15 protein-coding genes are annotated in these 18,638 nt (G+C 60.5%); 9 read left to right on the top strand and 6 right to left on the bottom strand.

Going from position 1 to position 18,638, the window contains the following annotated elements; translation table 11 throughout:
• Together cydB and PspCFBP13528_RS14540 are read left to right on the top strand one after the other, a co-directional pair.
• On the top strand, nt 1-1,008 hold the full coding sequence (gene cydB / locus PspCFBP13528_RS14545; protein ID WP_065952111.1) for a cytochrome d ubiquinol oxidase subunit II: 1,008 nt from the start codon (nt 1-3) through the stop codon (nt 1,006-1,008).
• A gap of 12 nt (nt 1,009-1,020) precedes the next feature.
• Nucleotides 1,021-1,188: a DUF2474 domain-containing protein gene (locus PspCFBP13528_RS14540; protein ID WP_065886906.1), complete on the top strand. Its 168-nt coding sequence runs from the start codon at nt 1,021-1,023 to the stop codon at nt 1,186-1,188.
• Nucleotides 1,189-1,260: 72 nt separating this feature from the next.
• Here the strand turns inward: PspCFBP13528_RS14540 and PspCFBP13528_RS14535 are convergent, their stop codons facing one another.
• The gene (locus PspCFBP13528_RS14535) at nt 1,261-2,385 is read right to left on the bottom strand and encodes a class I SAM-dependent methyltransferase (RefSeq protein WP_137200464.1); all 1,125 of its coding nucleotides are present in this window, start codon (nt 2,383-2,385) and stop codon (nt 1,261-1,263) included.
• Nucleotides 2,386-2,527: 142 nt separating this feature from the next.
• Nucleotides 2,528-3,238 carry a LuxR family transcriptional regulator gene (locus tag PspCFBP13528_RS14530; protein ID WP_137200463.1) on the bottom strand — a complete coding sequence of 237 codons (711 nt, stop codon included), beginning with the start codon at nt 3,236-3,238 and terminating at the stop codon, nt 2,528-2,530.
• A 459-nt stretch (nt 3,239-3,697) separates the two neighbouring features.
• Between PspCFBP13528_RS14530 and PspCFBP13528_RS14525 the strand changes: the two genes are divergently transcribed.
• Entirely contained in the window at nt 3,698-4,474 is a 777-nt protein-coding gene (locus PspCFBP13528_RS14525; RefSeq protein ID WP_101219579.1) for a ferredoxin--NADP reductase, read from the top strand.
• Nucleotides 4,475-4,514: 40 nt separating this feature from the next.
• Here PspCFBP13528_RS14525 and mscL read toward each other — a convergent pair whose 3' ends face one another.
• Entirely contained in the window at nt 4,515-4,931 is a 417-nt protein-coding gene (gene mscL, locus PspCFBP13528_RS14520) for a large-conductance mechanosensitive channel protein MscL (protein WP_065952115.1), read from the bottom strand.
• Between the two features lie 287 nt (nt 4,932-5,218).
• On the opposite strand from mscL, the gene PspCFBP13528_RS14515 reads away from it, so the two are divergent.
• The 3 genes from PspCFBP13528_RS14515 to radA all read left to right on the top strand — a co-directional run bounded on the left by PspCFBP13528_RS14515 (nt 5,219) and on the right by radA (nt 8,849).
• Nucleotides 5,219-6,760 (top strand): catalase, encoded by a 1,542-nt coding sequence (locus tag PspCFBP13528_RS14515; protein ID WP_137200462.1) that lies wholly within the window; start codon nt 5,219-5,221, stop codon nt 6,758-6,760.
• A gap of 137 nt (nt 6,761-6,897) precedes the next feature.
• Complete coding sequence (locus PspCFBP13528_RS14510) at nt 6,898-7,446, top strand: ankyrin repeat domain-containing protein (protein WP_137200461.1); 549 nt, start codon at nt 6,898-6,900, stop codon at nt 7,444-7,446.
• 35 nt (nt 7,447-7,481) lie between these two features.
• A complete protein-coding gene (gene radA, locus PspCFBP13528_RS14505; RefSeq protein WP_032884669.1) occupies nt 7,482-8,849 on the top strand; it encodes a DNA repair protein RadA in 1,368 nt (455 codons plus the stop codon).
• Between the two features lie 129 nt (nt 8,850-8,978).
• On the opposite strand, the gene PspCFBP13528_RS14500 is transcribed toward radA, so the two are convergent.
• Nucleotides 8,979-9,347, bottom strand: a complete 369-nt coding sequence (locus PspCFBP13528_RS14500) for a PilZ domain-containing protein (protein WP_065952118.1) — start codon at nt 9,345-9,347, stop codon at nt 8,979-8,981.
• Nucleotides 9,348-9,521: 174 nt separating this feature from the next.
• Here PspCFBP13528_RS14500 and PspCFBP13528_RS14495 point away from each other — a divergent pair, with 174 nt between their 5' ends.
• From PspCFBP13528_RS14495 to yjiA, 3 genes are all read left to right on the top strand, one after another.
• Nucleotides 9,522-11,588 (top strand): carbon starvation CstA family protein, encoded by a 2,067-nt coding sequence (locus tag PspCFBP13528_RS14495; protein WP_137200460.1) that lies wholly within the window; start codon nt 9,522-9,524, stop codon nt 11,586-11,588.
• A 15-nt stretch (nt 11,589-11,603) separates the two neighbouring features.
• The gene (locus PspCFBP13528_RS14490) at nt 11,604-11,801 is read left to right on the top strand and encodes a YbdD/YjiX family protein (RefSeq protein WP_003176208.1); all 198 of its coding nucleotides are present in this window, start codon (nt 11,604-11,606) and stop codon (nt 11,799-11,801) included.
• 154 nt (nt 11,802-11,955) lie between these two features.
• Nucleotides 11,956-12,918, top strand: a complete 963-nt coding sequence (yjiA, locus tag PspCFBP13528_RS14485) for a GTPase (RefSeq protein ID WP_101219575.1) — start codon at nt 11,956-11,958, stop codon at nt 12,916-12,918.
• Between the two features lie 178 nt (nt 12,919-13,096).
• Here the strand turns inward: yjiA and glyA are convergent, their stop codons facing one another.
• Both glyA and PspCFBP13528_RS14475 read right to left on the bottom strand, forming a co-directional pair.
• A complete protein-coding gene (glyA, locus tag PspCFBP13528_RS14480; protein WP_065952121.1) occupies nt 13,097-14,350 on the bottom strand; it encodes a serine hydroxymethyltransferase in 1,254 nt (417 codons plus the stop codon).
• A 210-nt stretch (nt 14,351-14,560) separates the two neighbouring features.
• The gene (locus PspCFBP13528_RS14475) at nt 14,561-18,412 is read right to left on the bottom strand and encodes a bifunctional diguanylate cyclase/phosphodiesterase (RefSeq protein ID WP_065952122.1); all 3,852 of its coding nucleotides are present in this window, start codon (nt 18,410-18,412) and stop codon (nt 14,561-14,563) included.
• Between the last annotated feature and the right edge of the window lie 226 nt (nt 18,413-18,638).

Raw genomic sequence — 18,638 nt, 5'->3', positions numbered from 1 at the left:
ATGGGCATTGATCTTCCGCTGATCTGGGCCGTGATCATCATCTTCGGCATCATGATGTACGTGGTGATGGACGGCTTCGACCTGGGCATCGGCATCCTGTTTCCGTTCGTGAAGGGCAAGACCGACCGCGACGTCATGATGAACACCGTGGCGCCCGTGTGGGACGGTAACGAAACGTGGCTGGTATTGGGCGGCGCGGGCTTGTTCGGTGCATTCCCGCTGGCCTACTCGGTGGTGTTGTCGGCGTTGTACCTGCCGCTGATCCTGATGTTGATCGGGCTGATCTTTCGTGGCGTGGCCTTCGAGTTCCGCTTCAAGGCCAAGGACCATAAGCGTCACTTGTGGGACAAGGCGTTTATCGGCGGCTCGCTGACGGCCACGTTCTTCCAGGGCGTGGCGTTGGGGGCGTTCATCGATGGCATTCCGGTGGTCAACCGCCAGTTCGCCGGCGGCTCGCTGGACTGGCTGACCCCGTTCACGATGTTCTGTGGCGTGGCGTTGATCGTGGCGTATGCCTTGCTCGGCTGCACCTGGCTGATCATGAAGACCGAAGGCAAGTTGCAGGAACAGATGCACAACCTGGCGCGCCCGCTGGCCTTCGTGGTGTTGGCGGTAATCGGTATCGTCAGCCTGTGGACGCCGCTGACCCATTCGGACATCGCCGCGCGCTGGTTCACCCTGCCGAATCTGTTCTGGTTCCTGCCCGTGCCGCTGCTGGTGCTGGTGACGATGTACGGTTTGTTCCGCGCCGTGGCACGCCGGGCGCACTACACGCCGTTCCTGCTGACGCTGGTATTGATCTTCCTGGGTTACAGCGGCCTGGGGATCAGCCTGTGGCCGAACATCATTCCACCGTCAGTCTCGATCTGGGACGCCGCCGCGCCGCCGCAAAGCCAGGGCTTCATGCTGGTGGGCACCTTGTTCATCATTCCGTTCATCCTGGGCTACACCTTCTGGAGCTACTACGTGTTCCGCGGCAAGGTCACCCATGAAGACGGTTATCACTAGGAGGGTCGCAGCATGGCGGGCAAACCTTCGTTGCACGATATCGAACAGGCCGAGAAACAGCCGCTGTGGCGGCGCCTTGGATGGCTGGCGATGATCTGGACCGGCAGTGTGCTGGCCTTGTTTATCGTCGCCAGCCTGATGCGCATGTTCATGAACGCGGCCGGGCTGACCACGCACTGACATCCCTATCCGGGCCTTGCGGCCCGGTTTTTTTGAGTCCTGCTCTTCTTACTGGAAGGGTGGGGCTTTTTTTTATTTGCGCGCCTTGAGAATGACGAACTTGGGTGTGGCCGCCACTTGTTCGACGCCGCGAAACAGGCGCGCCAATTTGCTGTGATAACCCAGGTGACGGTTACCGACGATATACAGCGCGCCACCCACCACCAGCGCCTCGCGCGCCTGCTGGAACATGCGCCAGGCGAGAAAGTCGCCCACCACCTGCTGCTGGTGGAACGGCGGATTGCACAGCACCACGTCCAACGACTGCGGGTCCTGGCCGGCAAGGCCGTCATCGGCGCGCACGATGACATCCCGTCCGCCCAGCGCGGCCTGCCAGTTTTCGGCGGCTGACTGCACCGCCATGAAGGACTCGTCCACCAGGGTGTACTGCGCGTCAGGATTTTGCAGCGCGCTGGCAATTGCCAGTACGCCGTTGCCGCAGCCAAGGTCGGCCACGCGGGCGCCGCCCAGGTTGTTCGGCAGGTGCGGCAGGAACGCGCGCGTGCCGATGTCCAGGCCTTCGCGGCAGAACACGTTGGCATGGTTGAGCAATTCGATGGCCGGGGTATCCAGCGAGTAGCGGGTAGGGTAGGGCGATACGGGCGCGGGGCGATCCGCGACGGTGGCGATCAGCAGCCGGGCCTTCTTTGCCGCAAGCGTGGCATGCATCGGTCCGATATAACGCTCCAGCAGTTCACCGGCGGCGCGTGGCAAGTGTTTGATCATCGCCCCGGCGATCACTTCGGCGCCCGGTGCCAGTTGCCCCTGCAAACGAATCAACTGTTCTTCCAGCAGCGCCAGGGTTTTCGGCACACGGAGCAACACCCGGTCGAACGGTCCGATCGGCACTTGGCTGGCCGGTACGAACCTTACCGCATCAAAGGCTTTGCCGTTACGCGCCAGGTTTTTTTCCAGGCCTTGCGCGGCGAGGAACGAGTCCCCGCTGGAGGTCACCTGCACCTGGCCTGCAAGGCTGGCCGCGAGGGCGCCGAAGCTGTCATTGAGTACCAGCACACGGGTTTGCGCAGGGGGTTGCTGGCCGGCGAGGTGGTTGAGCAGGTATTCGTCGGCGGCATCGAAGGCTTGCAGCGGATCATTGTGTTGCTCGGGCTGACGGATCAAATCGAGCTGGGCGAAGGGGCTGTCAAGCAGGGGCATGGCGGGGGAGGCTCTGGGTAATCGACGGAACCGTCTGAGTGAACGGCGAGGCAACCTGTGAAAGGGCAGCATCAACACTCAGAATGGGCCGCAAATGTTACTTTTTTTTCAACGCGATGACATGCGCTGTTTCTTGTGCGGGTTAAAACAGCCCTGCTTTAGAGGCGCTGAGCACAGCCTGGATCTTGTTGTGCACCCCAAGCTTCTTGAAGGTGCTGCTGATATGAAAGCCCACCGTACGCTCGGACAGGCAGAGAATAGCCGCGATCTCGGAAGCGGTCTTGCCCATGGCGGACCACTTGAGGACCTCCGTTTCCCGTGCGGTCAGCTTGCTGGGCGTGTTGATATGGGCTTTGTCGGCGTATTTTTTTGCAACGACTGCATGCATCGCATGGCACAGCCACAACACCTGCCCGGCTTTTTCGTAAAGCTCTTCGGGGCTGACCTCGCCTTTGCCACGCGTCAGCGTGAGCATGCTGTACACACCTTGGAAATCATGGACCGCCTGGGTCCAGCCCAAGTGCACCCCAAACGACTGGGCCAACTCCCACAACTGGGGGGTACTGCTGAACGTTTTCGGGTCCCAGACAATGGGCAGGACACTGTTCTTGCAGTGGGATACAACAGGGTCTATTTCGAAGAAATGCGCTCGTTTATAAATGTTCCTCCATTCATTCGGGTGGTTGTCAAGATGGACGGGATCTGTTTGGTCGTTTTGTGCCTGAGCGCTCATCGTAAATGAGCAATATTGGAATCCCAACTCATACATGTGATTAATGACCATTTCAAACACGCTGGTGATTTCGCTCTCGCCTGCCAGCTTGGGTAACCGTGTATTGCGCCATTTGACCATCAATATTTCTCCCTGGGTTTTTATGACTTGGGTACGTCCTGATCCCAATGCTGCTCGAATGGGAAGTGTAGGATAAGTCTTACTTGTGAGATTGAAAAAAAATTCATTGACTGGCTTGGACCGGGACTGCAACAGGGTGGACGAGGACTGGGTTTTAGTCGGACTTATGCAGGAGGGCGCGGTTTTTCAATAGTTTGCAGGTAGTGCTAAAGTGACACTATCTAGACGTTCAGCTACATGTTGTTGTGTATTGCGGGTGTGTTCATAGCGAAATGTTTAGTCCAGTATTGGTGCGCTATTTGTCACTGATTGTAACCAGCCTGACAGGGTCGCCGGCTCGAGCGAATGTCGAGCGAATGTCGAGCGAATGCCGAGCGAATGTAATGTCACTACCAATCAGCGGTGTTTGCGCGGCGCGCTTTGAGAGACACTACGGCCCTGTGCAAAACGGAGCCCCCCATGACGGCCAGTGCTGAGAAATTTACCCGCCAGACCTTGCTCGACGTGCAATCGCTGACCCCCAGCCTCTTTACCCTGCGCACCACGCGTGATGCCGGTTTTCGCTTTACCGCCGGCCAGTTCGTGCGTCTGGGTGTCACCAAGGCGGATGGCAGTACCGTGTGGCGCGCCTATTCCATCGTGTCGTCGCCGTTTGACGAATACCTCGACTTCTTTTCCATCGTGGTTCCAGGCGGCGAGTTCACCAGTGAGTTGAGCCGCCTGAAAGTCGGCGATACCTTGCTGGTGGAGCGCCAGGCCACGGGCTTTCTGACGCTGAACCGCTTTGTAGACGGGCGTGATCTGTGGCTGCTGGGCACCGGCACCGGGGTGGCACCGTTCCTGTCGATCCTGCAGGATTTCGAGGTGTGGGAGAAATTTGAACGTATCGTTCTGGTGTACAGCGCACGCGAGGCCAGGGAACTGGCATACCAGACGCTGATCAAGGACCTGGGCGAGCGCGAATACCTGGCCGAATACGCCCACAAGCTGATCTACATCCCTATCGTCACCCGCGAGCGGCATCCGGGCGCATTGAACGGGCGTATCACCACCTTGATCGAGAACGGGGAGCTGGAGCGCGCGGCCGGCATCGCGTTGACGGCGCAACACTCCCGCGTGCTGATTTGCGGCAACCCGCAGATGGTCGATGACACGCGCCAGTTGCTCAAGCAGCGCGACATGCAACTGAGCCTGAGCCGACGCCCGGGCCAAGTGGCGGTGGAAAACTACTGGTAAAAAAAAGGCGCCTCACGCGGCGCCTTTTTGCATCTGCGGGTCAGAGCGGTTTGTCGTTCTGTGCCTTGAGCAGGTCGCGGATCTCGCCCAGCAGCACCTCTTGCTTGGTCGGCGTCGGTGGCAGCGTCGGGGCTACGGCCTCTTCGCGCTTGAGGCGGTTGATCGCCTTGACACCCATGAAGATGGCGAAGGCGACGATCAAGAAGTCGACCACGCTCTGGATGAACTTGCCGTATGCCAGCACCACGGCGGGTGCATCGCCTTGCGCGGCTTTAAGCGTGATTGCCAGGTCGCCGAAGTCCACGCCACCGATCAACAGGCCGAGCGGCGGCATCACCACGTCCCCTACAAACGAGGAAACAATTTTGCCGAACGCGGCGCCGATGATGATACCGACGGCCATGTCGACCACGTTACCTTTGACCGCGAAGGCCTTGAACTCACTGATCACGCCCATAAGTTATTCCTTGTTACAGATGAAAAGGGTGGAAGTCAGTGTAAGTCAGTCGTAGCGGGCTTGCGCGACACAACCTTTAACACTGTTGGTTTTAATCGACACATTAAAACGCAATTAGTTTGCAAAGTGCCACCAATCGCGCGCGAAATACGGCGAATTTCAGCGGGTTACCAGATTTTTTTCTCAATCGGGCCTGTGGTGTTTTTCTATTTATCTTCTGACCCGCAGGTCACTAGCCTCTGGCAAGCACAACTGAATGTGCACTAAAAAAACCAGAGGAAACCTTGATGAACCCTTCAATCAATCGCAGGCCCGTGTCGGCACGCCAAGCCTTGGCGTTGGTGACCGTCAGCCTGCTGACCCTCTCCGTGCAAGCCGCCAACCTGACCCGTGACAACGGCGCCGCCGTTGGCGATAACCAGAACTCGCAGACGGCCGGCGCCAATGGCCCCGTGCTGCTGCAGGACGTTCAATTGATTCAGAAGCTGCAGCGCTTTGACCGCGAACGTATCCCCGAGCGTGTGGTGCATGCCCGTGGTACGGGCGCCCATGGCACCTTCACCGTGACCGACAACCTCAGCGACCTGACCAAGGCCAAGGTATTTGCCGCCGGTGAAGCCACGCCGGTGTTCGTGCGTTTCTCGGCCGTGGTCCACGGCAACCATTCCCCGGAAACCCTGCGCGACCCACGGGGCTTCGCCACCAAGTTCTACACCGCCGAAGGTAACTGGGATCTGGTCGGTAATAACTTCCCGACGTTCTTCATTCGCGATGCCATCAAGTTCCCGGACATGGTCCACGCCTTCAAACCGGACCCGCGCACTAACCTGGACGATGACTCGCGTCGTTTCGACTTCTTCTCCCATGTCCCCGAGTCCACTCGTACACTGACCGAGTTGTACTCGGACTCCGGCACACCGGCCAGTTATCGGGAGATGGACGGCAACGGCGTACATGCCTACAAGTTGATCAACGCCAAGGGTGAAGTGCACTACGTCAAGTTCCACTGGAAGAGCCTGCAAGGCATCAAGAACCTCGACCCCAAGCAAGTCACCGACGTGCAAGGGCGTGACTACAGCCATATGACCAATGACCTGGTCACCCATATCAACAAGGGCGACTTCCCCAAGTGGGACCTGTATGTGCAGGTGTTGAAACCTGAAGACCTGGCCAAGTTCGATTTCGACCCGCTGGACGCCACCAAGATCTGGCCGAATGTGCCGGAGCGCAAAGTCGGGCAAATGGTGCTCAACCGCAACCCGGGCAATGTTTTCCAGGAAACCGAACAAGTGGCGATGGCCCCGGCCAACCTGGTGCCGGGTATCGAGCCGTCGGAAGACCGCCTGCTGCAAGGTCGGGTGTTCTCCTATGCCGACACGCAAATGTACCGATTGGGCGCCAATGCCCTGCAACTGCCGATCAACGCTCCACGGGTCACCGTCAACAACGGCAACCAGGACGGCGCGTTGAACGTCGGCAAGACCACCACTGGCGTGAACTACCAGCCAAGCCGCCTGTTGCCACGTGAAGAGCCGCAAACTGCGCGCTACAGCCAATCGCCGCTGTCGGGCAGCACCCAGCAGGCGAAGATCCAGCGTGAGCAGAACTTCAAGCAGGCCGGCGACTTGTATCGCTCCTACAGCAAAAAAGAGCGTCAGGACCTGATCGACAACTTCGGTGGCTCGTTGGCGACCACCGATGATGAGAGCAAGCACATCATCCTGTCGTTCCTCTACAAAGCCGATCCGGAATACGGCACCGGTGTGGCCAAGGTGGCCAAAGGTGACGTGGCGCGTGTGAAAGCGCTGGCTGACAAACTGAGCGACTAACCGCGCCCTCCTGTAGGCGCGAGCTTGCTCGCGAAGAACTCAAAGGCAACGCATTTATCCAGGATGCACGCGTTATCGTTGACGGCTTTTGCGAGCAGGCTCGCTCCTAAAGGGGGTCTTTCTCAAGGATTTTGATCATGCGTACGTTCATATGGGCACTGCTGGCCTGCTGTTCGTTCAGTGTGCTGGCCGAACAACCCCCATCCAATGACCCTGGTGCGCTCAAGGCGCAGCTTCAGGACTATTATTTCGACGCCGCCCGTCGTGGCGACCTCGACATGCTCAACACGTTCATCGAGTCGGGCTACGCCCTGAATACTCAGGACGACAAGGGCTACACCGCCTTGATCCTCGCCGCCTATCACGGCCAAAGCGCCTACGTTGAGCGCCTGTTGGCCGCCGGCGCCGATGCCTGCGTGCAGGACAAGCGCGGCAACACCGCGCTGATGGGCGCGATTTTCAAAGGCGAACTGAAAATCGCCCAGCGTCTGCTGGCCACCGACTGCAACCCCGACCAACGCAACGGCGCGGGGCAGACCGCCGCCATGTACGCCGGGCTGTTCAAACGCGTCGAACTGCTGGGCGAACTGAAGGCCAAAGGCGCCGATCTCAACGCCGAAGACCCCATCGGCAACACGGCCTCGCGCTTGGTCAATGGCGAAATCCGGACCCCGGCGCCGCGCTGAGCTATCATCGCGGTTTTTCGGTTGGAGGTTCTTCAATGGCAAAGGCCAAGCGCATGTACGGCTGCACGGAGTGCGGCGCGACCTTTCCCAAATGGGCGGGCCAGTGCGGCGAGTGCGGTGCGTGGAACACCCTGACTGAAACCATGATTGAAAGCGGTGGCGCCGCAGCCCCCACCGGCCGCGCCGGCTGGACCGGGCAACAAGCGCAGATCAAGACCCTGGCCGAAGTCAGCGTCGAAGAGATCCCGCGCTTCTCCACCGCCTCCGGTGAGTTGGACCGGGTATTGGGCGGTGGCCTGGTGGACGGCTCGGTCGTGCTGATCGGCGGCGACCCGGGCATCGGTAAATCCACGATCCTGCTGCAAACCCTGTGCAGCATCGCCAGCCGCATGCCGGCGCTGTACGTCACCGGGGAAGAGTCCCAGCAACAAGTGGCCATGCGCGCCCGTCGCCTGGGCCTGCCCCAGGACCAACTGCGGGTCATGACCGAAACCTGCATCGAAAGCATCATCGCCACGGCGCGCATCGAAAAACCCAAGGTCATGGTGATCGACTCGATCCAGACGATTTTCACCGAGCAACTGCAGTCAGCGCCTGGCGGCGTATCCCAGGTGCGTGAAAGCGCGGCGCTGTTGGTGCGCTATGCCAAGCAGAGCGGCACGGCGATCTTCCTGGTCGGCCACGTGACCAAGGAAGGCGCGCTGGCCGGGCCGCGAGTGCTGGAACACATGGTGGATACCGTGCTGTATTTCGAGGGTGAATCCGATGGCCGCCTGCGGTTGCTGCGGGCGGTGAAAAACCGCTTTGGCGCGGTGAACGAGTTGGGTGTGTTTGCCATGACTGACCGGGGGCTGAAAGAAGTCTCCAATCCGTCGGCGATCTTTCTCACCCGCGCCCAGGAAGAAGTCCCAGGCAGCGTGGTGATGGCGACGTGGGAAGGCACCCGACCGATGCTGGTGGAAGTCCAGGCGCTGGTGGATGACAGCCATCTGGCCAACCCGCGACGGGTCACCCTCGGCCTGGACCAGAACCGCCTGGCCATGCTGTTGGCGGTGTTGCACCGCCATGGCGGTATTCCGACGCACGATCAGGACGTCTTCCTCAACGTGGTGGGCGGGGTCAAGGTATTGGAGACCGCTTCCGACCTGGCGTTGATGGCGGCGGTGATGTCCAGCCTGCGCAACCGGCCATTGCCCCATGACTTGCTGGTGTTTGGCGAGGTAGGGTTGTCGGGCGAAGTGCGCCCGGTGCCCAGTGGCCAGGAACGCCTGAAAGAGGCGGCCAAGCATGGCTTCAAGCGTGCAATCGTGCCCAAGGGCAATGCGCCGAAGGAAATGCCGCCAGGATTGCAGGTGATCGGGGTCACGCGCCTGGAACAGGCGCTGGATGCGTTGTTCGAGTAATCACCAACACCGCAAAACCAATGTGGGAGGGGGCTTGCCCCCGATGGCGGCAGGTCAGTCAACCTATCAGCGCCTGACACACTGCTATCAGGGGCAAGCCCCCTCCCACATTTTGCCCTGTGTTGGCATCTAGGTTTCCAGCAATGCCGCCAACTCGCGCTCCAGTTCCTCTTGGTCACCCAGGTTCAATTCGATCAAACGTCGCAAATGGCTGATCGAGTCCAGGTCGATGTATTGGCATACGAAACCCAATTGACCCTGATCTTCGTGGGTAAGGCGAACCTGCATCTTTATATGGGCCTTCGGATCCAGGCGTATGTCCACGTCAAACGGCAGCGCTTTATTGCCCTTCCAGTCTTGCGGTCGCTGTACCAGCAGCCCCTTTAACGACAAATCCACCAATTGCACCGGCCATTCGCGTTCGTTTTGCCGAAGTTCGGTCTTGGCGTCAAAGGCAATCCGGCGAAAACGGCGGCGGTCGGACGCGTGCTCGGTCATGGTGAAGTCCTCTGTGAATAGAAGGATTGTAGCCCTGCGCCATCATTCAGCCTTTATTTCTGCTTTTTTTGCATCGGCAAGGCTCTAGACCAACGTAGGGGGGTGGCCTTTAAGGCCAACAGCGCTAAACTCGGGCTGGCTGTCCTTTCTGTCCACCCTGGCTGGAATATAAAAATGAAAAATAATAATAGCCTGCTACGCCATCTACCCTGGCTGGTGCTGGCAATCGTAGGAGCGTGCGCCCTCGGCGTAGTGGCCTTGCGCCGCGGCGAGGCGATCAACGCCTTGTGGATTGTGGTCGCTGCGGTGGCCATCTACCTGGTCGCGTACCGGTACTACAGCCTGTTCATCGCCAATAACGTGATGCAACTGGACCCACGGCGGGCCACCCCCGCAGTGATCAACAACGACGGTCTGGACTACGTGCCGACCAACAAACATATCCTTTTCGGTCACCACTTTGCGGCGATTGCCGGTGCGGGCCCTCTGGTCGGCCCGGTATTGGCGGCGCAAATGGGTTACTTGCCCGGCACGCTTTGGCTGATTGCCGGTGTGGTGCTGGCCGGTGCGGTGCAGGATTTCATGATCCTGTTCCTGTCCACCCGGCGTAACGGCCGCTCCCTGGGCGACATGGTCCGCGAAGAGATGGGCCGTATTCCCGGGACTATCGCGCTGTTCGGCTGCTTCCTGATCATGATCATCATCCTCGCGGTGCTGGCGCTGATCGTGGTCAAGGCCTTGGCCGAGAGCCCGTGGGGCATTTTCACGGTGATGGCAACCATCCCGATCGCGATGTTCATGGGCATTTACATGCGCTACATCCGTCCGGGCCGCATTGGCGAAATTTCGATCATCGGCGTGCTGTTGCTGCTGGGTTCGATCTGGCTGGGCGGGCAGATCGCCGCTGACCCGGTGTGGGCCAAGGCCTTCACCTTCACCGGGATCCAGATCACCTGGATGCTGATCGGCTACGGTTTCGTTGCCGCAGTACTGCCGGTATGGCTGATCCTGGCGCCGCGTGACTACCTGTCGACCTTCCTGAAAATCGGTACCATCATCGCGCTGGCGATTGGCATCCTGGTCACCATGCCTGACCTGAAAATGCCGGCGCTTACCCAGTTCATCGACGGCACCGGCCCGGTGTGGAAGGGCGGCCTGTTCCCGTTCCTGTTCATCACCATTGCCTGTGGCGCGGTCTCCGGCTTCCATGCGCTGATCTCCTCGGGCACCACGCCCAAGCTGCTGGCCAATGAAAGCCATGCGCGTTACATCGGTTACGGCGGCATGCTGATGGAGTCGTTCGTGGCCATCATGGCAATGGTTGCCGCGTCGGTGATCGAGCCTGGCGTGTACTTCGCCATGAACAGCCCGGCGGCGATTGTCGGCACCGACGTGGTGACCGTGGCGCAGACCGTCAGCAACTGGGGCTTTGCAATCACCCCCGAAGCGCTGTCGGCCGTGGCCCATGACATCGGTGAAACCACCATCCTGGCGCGTGCCGGCGGTGCACCGACCCTGGCGGTCGGTATCGCGCAGATCCTGCACAGTGTGTTGCCGGGTGAAAACACCATGGCGTTCTGGTACCACTTTGCGATCCTGTTCGAAGCGCTGTTCATCCTGACGGCGGTCGACGCCGGTACCCGTGCCGGCCGTTTCATGCTGCAAGACCTGCTCGGCTCCTTCGTGCCGTCGCTCAAGCGCACTGAATCCTGGACCGCCAACCTGATTGCCACCGCCGGTTGTGTGGCGATGTGGGGTTACCTGCTGTACCAAGGTGTGATCGACCCACTGGGCGGCATCAACACCTTGTGGCCGCTGTTCGGCATCTCCAACCAGATGCTGGCCGGGATCGCGCTGATGCTCGCCACGGTTGTGCTGATCAAAATGAAGCGTCAGCGCTACATTTGGGTGACCTTGCTGCCAGCAGTCTGGCTGTTGATCTGCACCACCACGGCGGGCTTTATCAAGCTGTTCGACGCCAACCCGGCGATCGGCTTTCTGTCGCTGGCGAAGAAATACAGCGATGCCCTTGCCAATGGCCAGATCCTCGCCCCGGCCAAGAGCATCGACCAGATGCAACACGTGATCTACAACGCCTACACCAACGCAACGCTGACGGCGCTGTTCCTGTTCGTGGTGTTCAGCATCCTGTTCTATGCGCTCAAGGTCGGCATTGCCGCCTGGGGCAACAAAGAGCGTACGGATAAAGAAGCGCCGTTCCAGGCTGTACCGGACGCATAACCGAGGATTGCACGCATGTTCAATGACATCAGTCGCCTCGGTAAATACCTCGGTCAGGCCGCGCGCCTGATGGTCGGCATGCCCGACTACGACACCTACGTCGAGCATATGCAAACCAAGCACCCGGACAAACCGATGATGGACTACAAGGCGTTCTTCCGGGAACGCCAGGAGGCCCGTTACGGCGGCAAGGGTGGGCCCAAGTGCTGCTGACCCGGCACTCGGGCCTGCGGTAATTTCATGTGGGAGGGGGCTTGCCCCCGATAGCGGTGTATCAGCGGCACATCAGTGCCTGACACACTGCCATCGGGGGCAAGCCCCCTCCCACAGTTGTTTTGTGTTCCTTCAGATATAAGGAGAACTGTCTTTGTCCTCTCCCATTCCGGTCACCGTGCTCAGCGGCTTCCTCGGCGCCGGCAAGACCACCTTGCTGCGCCATCTGCTCAAGGCCGAGCACGGCTTGAAGATCGCCGTGATCGAAAACGAATTCAGTGATGCCGGCATCGATACGCAATTGTTGGGCGCAGAGCCGGTACAGGTCATGACCCTCTCCAACGGTTGCGTGTGCTGCACCATCCACACCGACCTGACCAAGGCGCTGTACTTGCTGCTCGAGCGGCTGGACAGCGGCGAAATCGCCTTCGACCGCCTGGTGATCGAGTGCACCGGCCTGGCCGATCCTGCGCCTGTGGCCCAGACCTTTTTCATTGATGAGGAACTGCGCGAGCGCTATATCCTCGACGGCATCATCACCCTGGTGGACGCGGCCCACGCCGAGCATCACTTGACCCAGACCATCGCCCAGGCCCAGATCGGCTTTGCCGACCGCCTGCTGGTGAGCAAGCGCGACCTGGTGGACGATGCCACTTTCACCGCCCTCAGCGAACGCCTGACCCGCATCAACCGCCGCGCACCGATCCGGGTGGTGGAGCATGGCAGGATTGACCTGGCCGAACTGCTCGACGTGCGCGGCTTCAACCTCAACGCCGGCATGAGTCTGCGCCCGGTCAGCGCTGCGCCATCGGTCGACCGTATTTCCAGCCTGGTGCTGCGCACCGACCAGCCGCTGGATATCGACCGCCTCAGTGAGTTCATGAACGCGCTGCTGGAAGACCATGGCAAGCAACTGCTGCGCTACAAGGGCGTGCTGAACATCGCCGGAGAGGATCGGCGCATGGTATTCCAGGGCGTGCTGAAGCTCTACGGCTTCGACTGGGACACCGAATGGGCCGAAGGCGAGGCGCGGGAGAGTGTGATTGTGTTTATTGCCGATGAATTGCCGGAAGACAAGATTCGCGAAGGCTTTGCCAGGGTCTACCAACCCACCTGACTTGAAATGCAACCAAATGTGGGAGGGGACTTGCCGCCGATAGCTGAGTGTCAGTCACCACAAGCAGCGACTGATAGATTGCCATCGGGGGCAAGCCCCCTCCCACACTTGACCGCATTTCAAATTGGCATAAAAAAGCCCGGCTCAAGAGCCGGGCTTTTCATTCAAGCAACTGCAATCAAGCGCCGTACACCGGCAGCTGCTTGCAGATGGCCTTGACCTTCTCACGTACCGCGTCGATCACGGCTTCGTTGTTCAGGTCCGCCAGGATGTCGCAGATCCAGCCGGCCAGTTCCTTGCACTCGGCTTCCTTGAAGCCACGGGTGGTCACAGCCGGGGTGCCGAAGCGCAGGCCGGAGGTGACGAACGGCGAACGTGGGTCGTTCGGCACGGAGTTTTTGTTCACGGTGATGAAGGCTTTGCCCAGGGCCGCGTCAGCGTCTTTACCGGAAATGTCCTGCTTGATCAGCGACAGCAGGAACAGGTGGTTCTCGGTACCGCCGGACACCACGTCGAAGCCGCGTTCGATGAACACGCCGGCCATGGCCTTGGCGTTCTTGACCACTTGTTGCTGGTAGGTCTTGAACTCAGGCTGCAGTGCTTCCTTGAAGCAGATCGCCTTGGCCGCGATCACGTGTTCCAGCGGGCCACCCTGGGCGCCCGGGAATACGGCGGAGTTCAGCTTCTTCTCGATCTCGGCATTGGCGCGCGCCAGGATCAGGCCGCCACGTGGACCGCGCAGGGTCTTGTGGGTGGTGGTGGTGACCACATCGGCGTAAGGCACCGGGTTCGGGTAGACGCCAGCGGCGACCAGGCCTGCCACGTGAGCCATGTCCACAAAGAGATAGGCGCCGACCTTGTCAGCGATTTCACGGAAGCGCGGGAAGTCGAGGATCTGCGAGTAGGCAGAGAAACCGGCCACGATCATTTTTGGCTTGTGCTCGACCGCCAGGCGCTCGACTTCGTCGTAGTCGATCAGGCCGTTGGCATCGATACCGTATTGAACGGCGTTGTACAGCTTGCCGGAGGAGGACACGCTGGCGCCGTGGGTCAGGTGGCCGCCGTGGGCCAGGCTCATGCCCAGGATGGTGTCGCCACCTTGCAGCAGGGCCAGGTACACCGCGCTGTTGGCCTGGGAACCGGCGTGCGGCTGGACGTTGGCGTAATCGGCGCCGAACAGCTCTTTGGCACGGTCGATGGCCAACTGCTCAACCACGTCGACGTACTCGCAACCACCGTAGTAGCGCTTGCCCGGGTAGCCTTCGGCGTACTTGTTGGTCAGCACCGAGCCTTGAGCCTCCATCACCGCAGGGCTGGTGTAGTTTTCCGAAGCGATCAGCTCGATGTGCTCTTCCTGGCGCACGGCTTCTTGCTCCATGGCGGCGAAGAGATCGGCGTCGTACTTGGCAATAGTCAAATCACGGCTGAACATGGCGGTCCTCAAGGATCGGGGCAGAAAAGGAGGGCATTCTAACCCAAGCGCTTATTGGAAGGGATATGAAACGTAGTCATGGGGATGAAGTGCCGGCTTCAAGTTGCAAGCTGCAAGCTACAAGTAAAAGCAGATCCGCTTCTTCTTGCAGCTTGCAGCTTCTTGCAGCTGCTCTGTTCATGTTCGATTGAGTGGAGCAATTGGCTCCACTCAATCGAACATGAACAGCGCATCATTGCTGAACTGCGCCTCGAACCGGTTCGCCGGCATCGGCCGTCCGAACAGGTAGCCCTGCACTTCATCGCAGCCATGCTCGCGCAGGAAGTCCAACTGCTCGTGGGTTTCCACGCCCTCGGCGATCACTGCCAGGTTCAGGCTGTGGGCCATGGCGATGATGGCACGGGCGATCTGCGCATCCTGCTCGCCGGAGGGCAGGCCGTCGACGAAGGTGCGGTCGATCTTCAGGACGTCGATGGGGAATTGCTTGAGGTAATTGAGCGATGAATAACCGGTGCCGAAGTCGTCGACCGCAATGCTCAGCCCCAGGTTTTTCAGGCTGGCGAGGATCTGCAGGGCTTCGTTGACTTCGCGCATCAGGATGCTTTCGGTCAGTTCCAGCTCCAGGCACGCCGGTGGCAGGCCGGTGTCCTTGAGGATGGTGGCGATGCGCGTGCCCAGTTGCCCGTCGGAGAACTGTCGCGCCGAGATGTTGACCGAGACTTTCGGCACCCGCACTTTGTTCTGGTGCCAGGTCTTGAGCTGGCGACAGGCTTCGCTGATCACCCAGTCGCCCACATCCACCACCAGCCCCAGCTCTTCCAGCACCGGAATGAAATCCCCCGGCGGCACCAGGCCGCGGCGTGGGTGGCGCCAGCGCAGCAGGGCTTCGGCGCCGGTCAGGCGTTTGCCGTCGCCGCTGAACTGCGGCTGGTAATAGAGCACGAATTCGTCCTGTTCCAGGGCGTGGCGCAGGTCGCTTTCCAGTTCCAGGCGTTCCAGGGCGCTGGCGTTCATGTCGGCCTGGTAGAACTGGAAGTTGTTCTTGCCGCGCTCCTTGGCGTGGTACATCGCCGTGTCGGCGTTTTTCATCAACTGGCTCAGCTCATTACCGTCCTGGGGACTCAAGGCGATGCCGATGCTGGCGGTCACGAAGAATTCGCGGCCTTCGAGCACGAACGGCTTCACCAGGCTCGCCAGAATCTGCTCGGCCACCGTGATCGCGCGGTTCAGCGCCATTTCGCGGTTGACACGCGGTTGCAACAGCAAGGTGAACTCGTCGCCGCCCATCCGCGCCACGGTGTCGTCTTCGGCCACGCAACCGAGCAGGCGCGTGGCCATTTCCTTGAGCATACGGTCGCCGGCGGCGTGGCCCAGGGAGTCATTGATCGGCTTGAAACGGTCGAGGTCGAGGAACATCAAGACCACCCACGACTTCTGTCGCTCGGCCGACTGCAATGCGGTGTGCAGGCGATCCTGGAACAGGGTGCGGTTGGGCAGGTGAGTCAGGGCGTCGTAATAGGCCAGGCGGTGGATGCGCTGTTCGCTGGCCTTGCGCTCGCTGATATCGCTGAAGAAACACACGTAGCTGGCCAGGTCGCCTTCATCATCGAACACCGCCGTGATACCGACCCAGGCCGGGTAGTGCTCGCCATTGCGGCGCTTGAGCCACACTTCGCCTTCCCAGGTGCTGTGCTGGTGCAATTGCTTGAGCACGTAGCGCAGGTGGGCTTCCTGCTGTTCGTCGACGGTGAGCATGTTCGGCAGCTGGTCGAGTACATCGCTGACGGCGTAACCGCTGACCCGGCTGAAGGCCTCGTTGGCCTGCACGATGTAGCCGGCCGGGTCGGTGATCAGGATCGCCGAGGTGGAATGCTCGAACACCGTGGCCGCCATGCGCAGGTCTTTTTCGGCCCGGCGTTGCTGGCTGATGTCACGGCCCACGCCGAGGACGCCTTCAAACGCGCCATGTTCGTCCCACACCAGCACCACGCGCAGCTCGATCGGGACTTTGCGCCCATCGGCGCGCAGGCAGTCGAACAGGAACAGTTGGGTCTGCACCTCATCGCGCAGGCTGTTCAGCGCCTCGGGATTACCGACGGCACGGCTGACCTGCTCCATCAGGCCATACATGCCCGTGAGCTGTTGCGGGTTGGCAATGATCGACTGCCAGCCGTTCTTGAACACCCAATCCACGTCGTACCCCAGCACGGCGTTGACCGATGGGCTGACGTAGTTGAGGGCCAGTTGGCTGTCGGTGGAGCAGATCACGTCACTGATGCTTTCGGCCAGCATGCGGTAGCGTTGTTCGCTGTCGCGCAGGGATTCGCTGGCCTCGATCTGGTCGGTGATGTCTTTGGCCACGCCGATGATCCGTGTGACCACCGCCGAGGTGTCCCTGGCCAGGGCCTGTTCGCGAATGTCGAAGCGTCGCCACTGGTTGTTGCGGTGACGAAAGCGCAGCTGGCAGTGCAGTTGGGTCGTATAACCCACCTGGCGTTGCTGTTGACGCGCGTCGTGGTAATGCTCGGCGTCTTCGGGGTGCAGCAGGATTTCCCAGAAGTACTCACCCATTTTCTGCAGCTCGGCCTTGTTGTAGCCGAGGGTATGGCCCAGGTGATGGTTGCTGAAGATCATGCGCTGGCTGATCACGTCCTGCACATACAGGTGGTCGGGCACGGTGCGTACCACATCCGACCAGAAACTCTCGCGCTCGACCAGCGACAGCTCGATCAGCTTGCGGCTGGTGATATCGCTGATGCTGAGGATGACCGCCCTGATGTCATCCTGCTGTTCCGGCAAACGCATGACCAGCCAGAGGTATTGTTCATTGCCCGTCACATCGTTGAGCTGGATTTCCAGCTCCAGTTGTTTTTGCCGGGTCAGTACGGCTTCCAGCACCTGGTGGCCGATAGCGGTGGCATTGTGCGGGGCATCGTCAATCAGACGCTCCCAGGCTTGCTCGCAGGAGCTCACGTTCAACAGCCGCACCGCCATCTGGTTGACCTCGGTGACGCGCAGCTCCTTGAGCAGTTTGCGCCGCTCGGCGGGGTTGGCCTGCAGCCAGGCGCGCAATTGTTCGCCGTCCTGCACCGCAGTCTTGTCGCAGAACGCCTTCAACCCCGACAGGTCGAGTACGCACAAGGCCACGCCGGTGCCTTCGAAAATATCCTGGTAACGTCGCCGGCCTTCATGCACCTGGCGCTGGCGCCGGCGCATGTTCAGCAGCACGATCACCGGGACCAGCGAAAAAGCCAGGCCCAGCAGGCATTTGCCGATAAAGGCCGGCAGCAGCTGTTCGAGCACCGCGCTGCGGTCGAACAGCCCGCGCAGTTGCCAGTCACTTTTGCTCAACGGTGTGACCAGCACGCTTTTATTCAACTCGTCCGGGGTCAACGCACTGGCCCACTGTGCGGGCATGCCGCTGTCACGGCTGACCACACGGTGATTCAAGCGATTCTCGATCGCCCACATCGGGCGCTGGCCCTGGGCATCCTGGCGGGTCAGGTTGGCCAGGTAAGTGGGCGCCAGGCGCAGCGCCCAGTACAGTTTCGACCCACCGCTGGGCTGGTGCAGCAACAGATAGATGACGGTGCCGTCGCTGTCGTTGCTCAGGTAATAGGCTTGGGCGTGGCTGCGCTTGACCAGTTCTTCGAGCAGGGCGCTGTCCTGGCTGTCGCTGGCGGTGTCGCTGATCAATGCGCCGCTGGGGGCGAGCAGGGCGAAGCTGCGCAATTCTGGAAATGAGCGCTGTAACGTGTGCATCAGGGCCAGTTGTTGTTCGGCGTTGCGCGGCGGCTCGACGATCGGCAGCAGATTCAAGGCGATCTGTGCGCTCAGGGCCATATTCTGGCTGATCTGTTCGGCCAGGTCGGCGCTGTAATCGATGGTGTATTGCTGCTGGTTTTTCTGGTTTTGCTGCAATTGGTCCAGCAGTTGCCAGAACAATAACGCGAGCAACACCAGCACAAGCGTCGCCAACGCGCCTTTAAAAGTGCCGTGCAGGGGCGCTCCCGGCGCTAGATGAGCGGCGCGCAAGGGCGTGGGCGGCGTGACTTTGGACAAGCTGTGATCCTGCGGTTTGGCTGGACTGGCGCGCGACGTGCACTATAAGCCGGACGCCCGGAGGGCGGCTAGCATGCCTTGAGTTGTGGCAAAGTGCCAGTCCCGCCTGGCTGGACTGCCCCAGCGCATTCAGGTAGCTTTGCCGGTTACGCGGGGGCGTTCCAGCCCCAGACATTCAGGCTTTTTTTCGCTCGCCGGCATTGATGATAGTCAACGGCCCGCGCGG

Source organism: Pseudomonas sp. CFBP13528, assembly GCF_005233615.1.
Lineage (GTDB): Bacteria > Pseudomonadota > Gammaproteobacteria > Pseudomonadales > Pseudomonadaceae > Aquipseudomonas > Aquipseudomonas fluorescens_AM.
This window is presented reverse-complemented; position numbering and strand designations above follow the sequence as displayed.

What these genes read in the sequence shown, in the direction of transcription:
- cydB (WP_065952111.1), top strand. Translation starts at nt 1, where the DNA reads ATGGGCATTGATCTTCCGCTGATCTGGGCCGTGATCATCATCTTCGGC.
- PspCFBP13528_RS14540 (WP_065886906.1), top strand. Translation starts at nt 1,021, where the DNA reads ATGGCGGGCAAACCTTCGTTGCACGATATCGAACAGGCCGAGAAACAG.
- PspCFBP13528_RS14535 (WP_137200464.1), bottom strand. Translation starts at nt 2,385, where the DNA reads ATGCCCCTGCTTGACAGCCCCTTCGCCCAGCTCGATTTGATCCGTCAG.
- PspCFBP13528_RS14530 (WP_137200463.1), bottom strand. Translation starts at nt 3,238, where the DNA reads ATGGTCAAATGGCGCAATACACGGTTACCCAAGCTGGCAGGCGAGAGC.
- PspCFBP13528_RS14525 (WP_101219579.1), top strand. Translation starts at nt 3,698, where the DNA reads ATGACGGCCAGTGCTGAGAAATTTACCCGCCAGACCTTGCTCGACGTG.
- mscL (WP_065952115.1), bottom strand. Translation starts at nt 4,931, where the DNA reads ATGGGCGTGATCAGTGAGTTCAAGGCCTTCGCGGTCAAAGGTAACGTG.
- PspCFBP13528_RS14515 (WP_137200462.1), top strand. Translation starts at nt 5,219, where the DNA reads ATGAACCCTTCAATCAATCGCAGGCCCGTGTCGGCACGCCAAGCCTTG.
- PspCFBP13528_RS14510 (WP_137200461.1), top strand. Translation starts at nt 6,898, where the DNA reads ATGCGTACGTTCATATGGGCACTGCTGGCCTGCTGTTCGTTCAGTGTG.
- radA (WP_032884669.1), top strand. Translation starts at nt 7,482, where the DNA reads ATGGCAAAGGCCAAGCGCATGTACGGCTGCACGGAGTGCGGCGCGACC.
- PspCFBP13528_RS14500 (WP_065952118.1), bottom strand. Translation starts at nt 9,347, where the DNA reads ATGACCGAGCACGCGTCCGACCGCCGCCGTTTTCGCCGGATTGCCTTT.
- PspCFBP13528_RS14495 (WP_137200460.1), top strand. Translation starts at nt 9,522, where the DNA reads ATGAAAAATAATAATAGCCTGCTACGCCATCTACCCTGGCTGGTGCTG.
- PspCFBP13528_RS14490 (WP_003176208.1), top strand. Translation starts at nt 11,604, where the DNA reads ATGTTCAATGACATCAGTCGCCTCGGTAAATACCTCGGTCAGGCCGCG.
- glyA (WP_065952121.1), bottom strand. Translation starts at nt 14,350, where the DNA reads ATGTTCAGCCGTGATTTGACTATTGCCAAGTACGACGCCGATCTCTTC.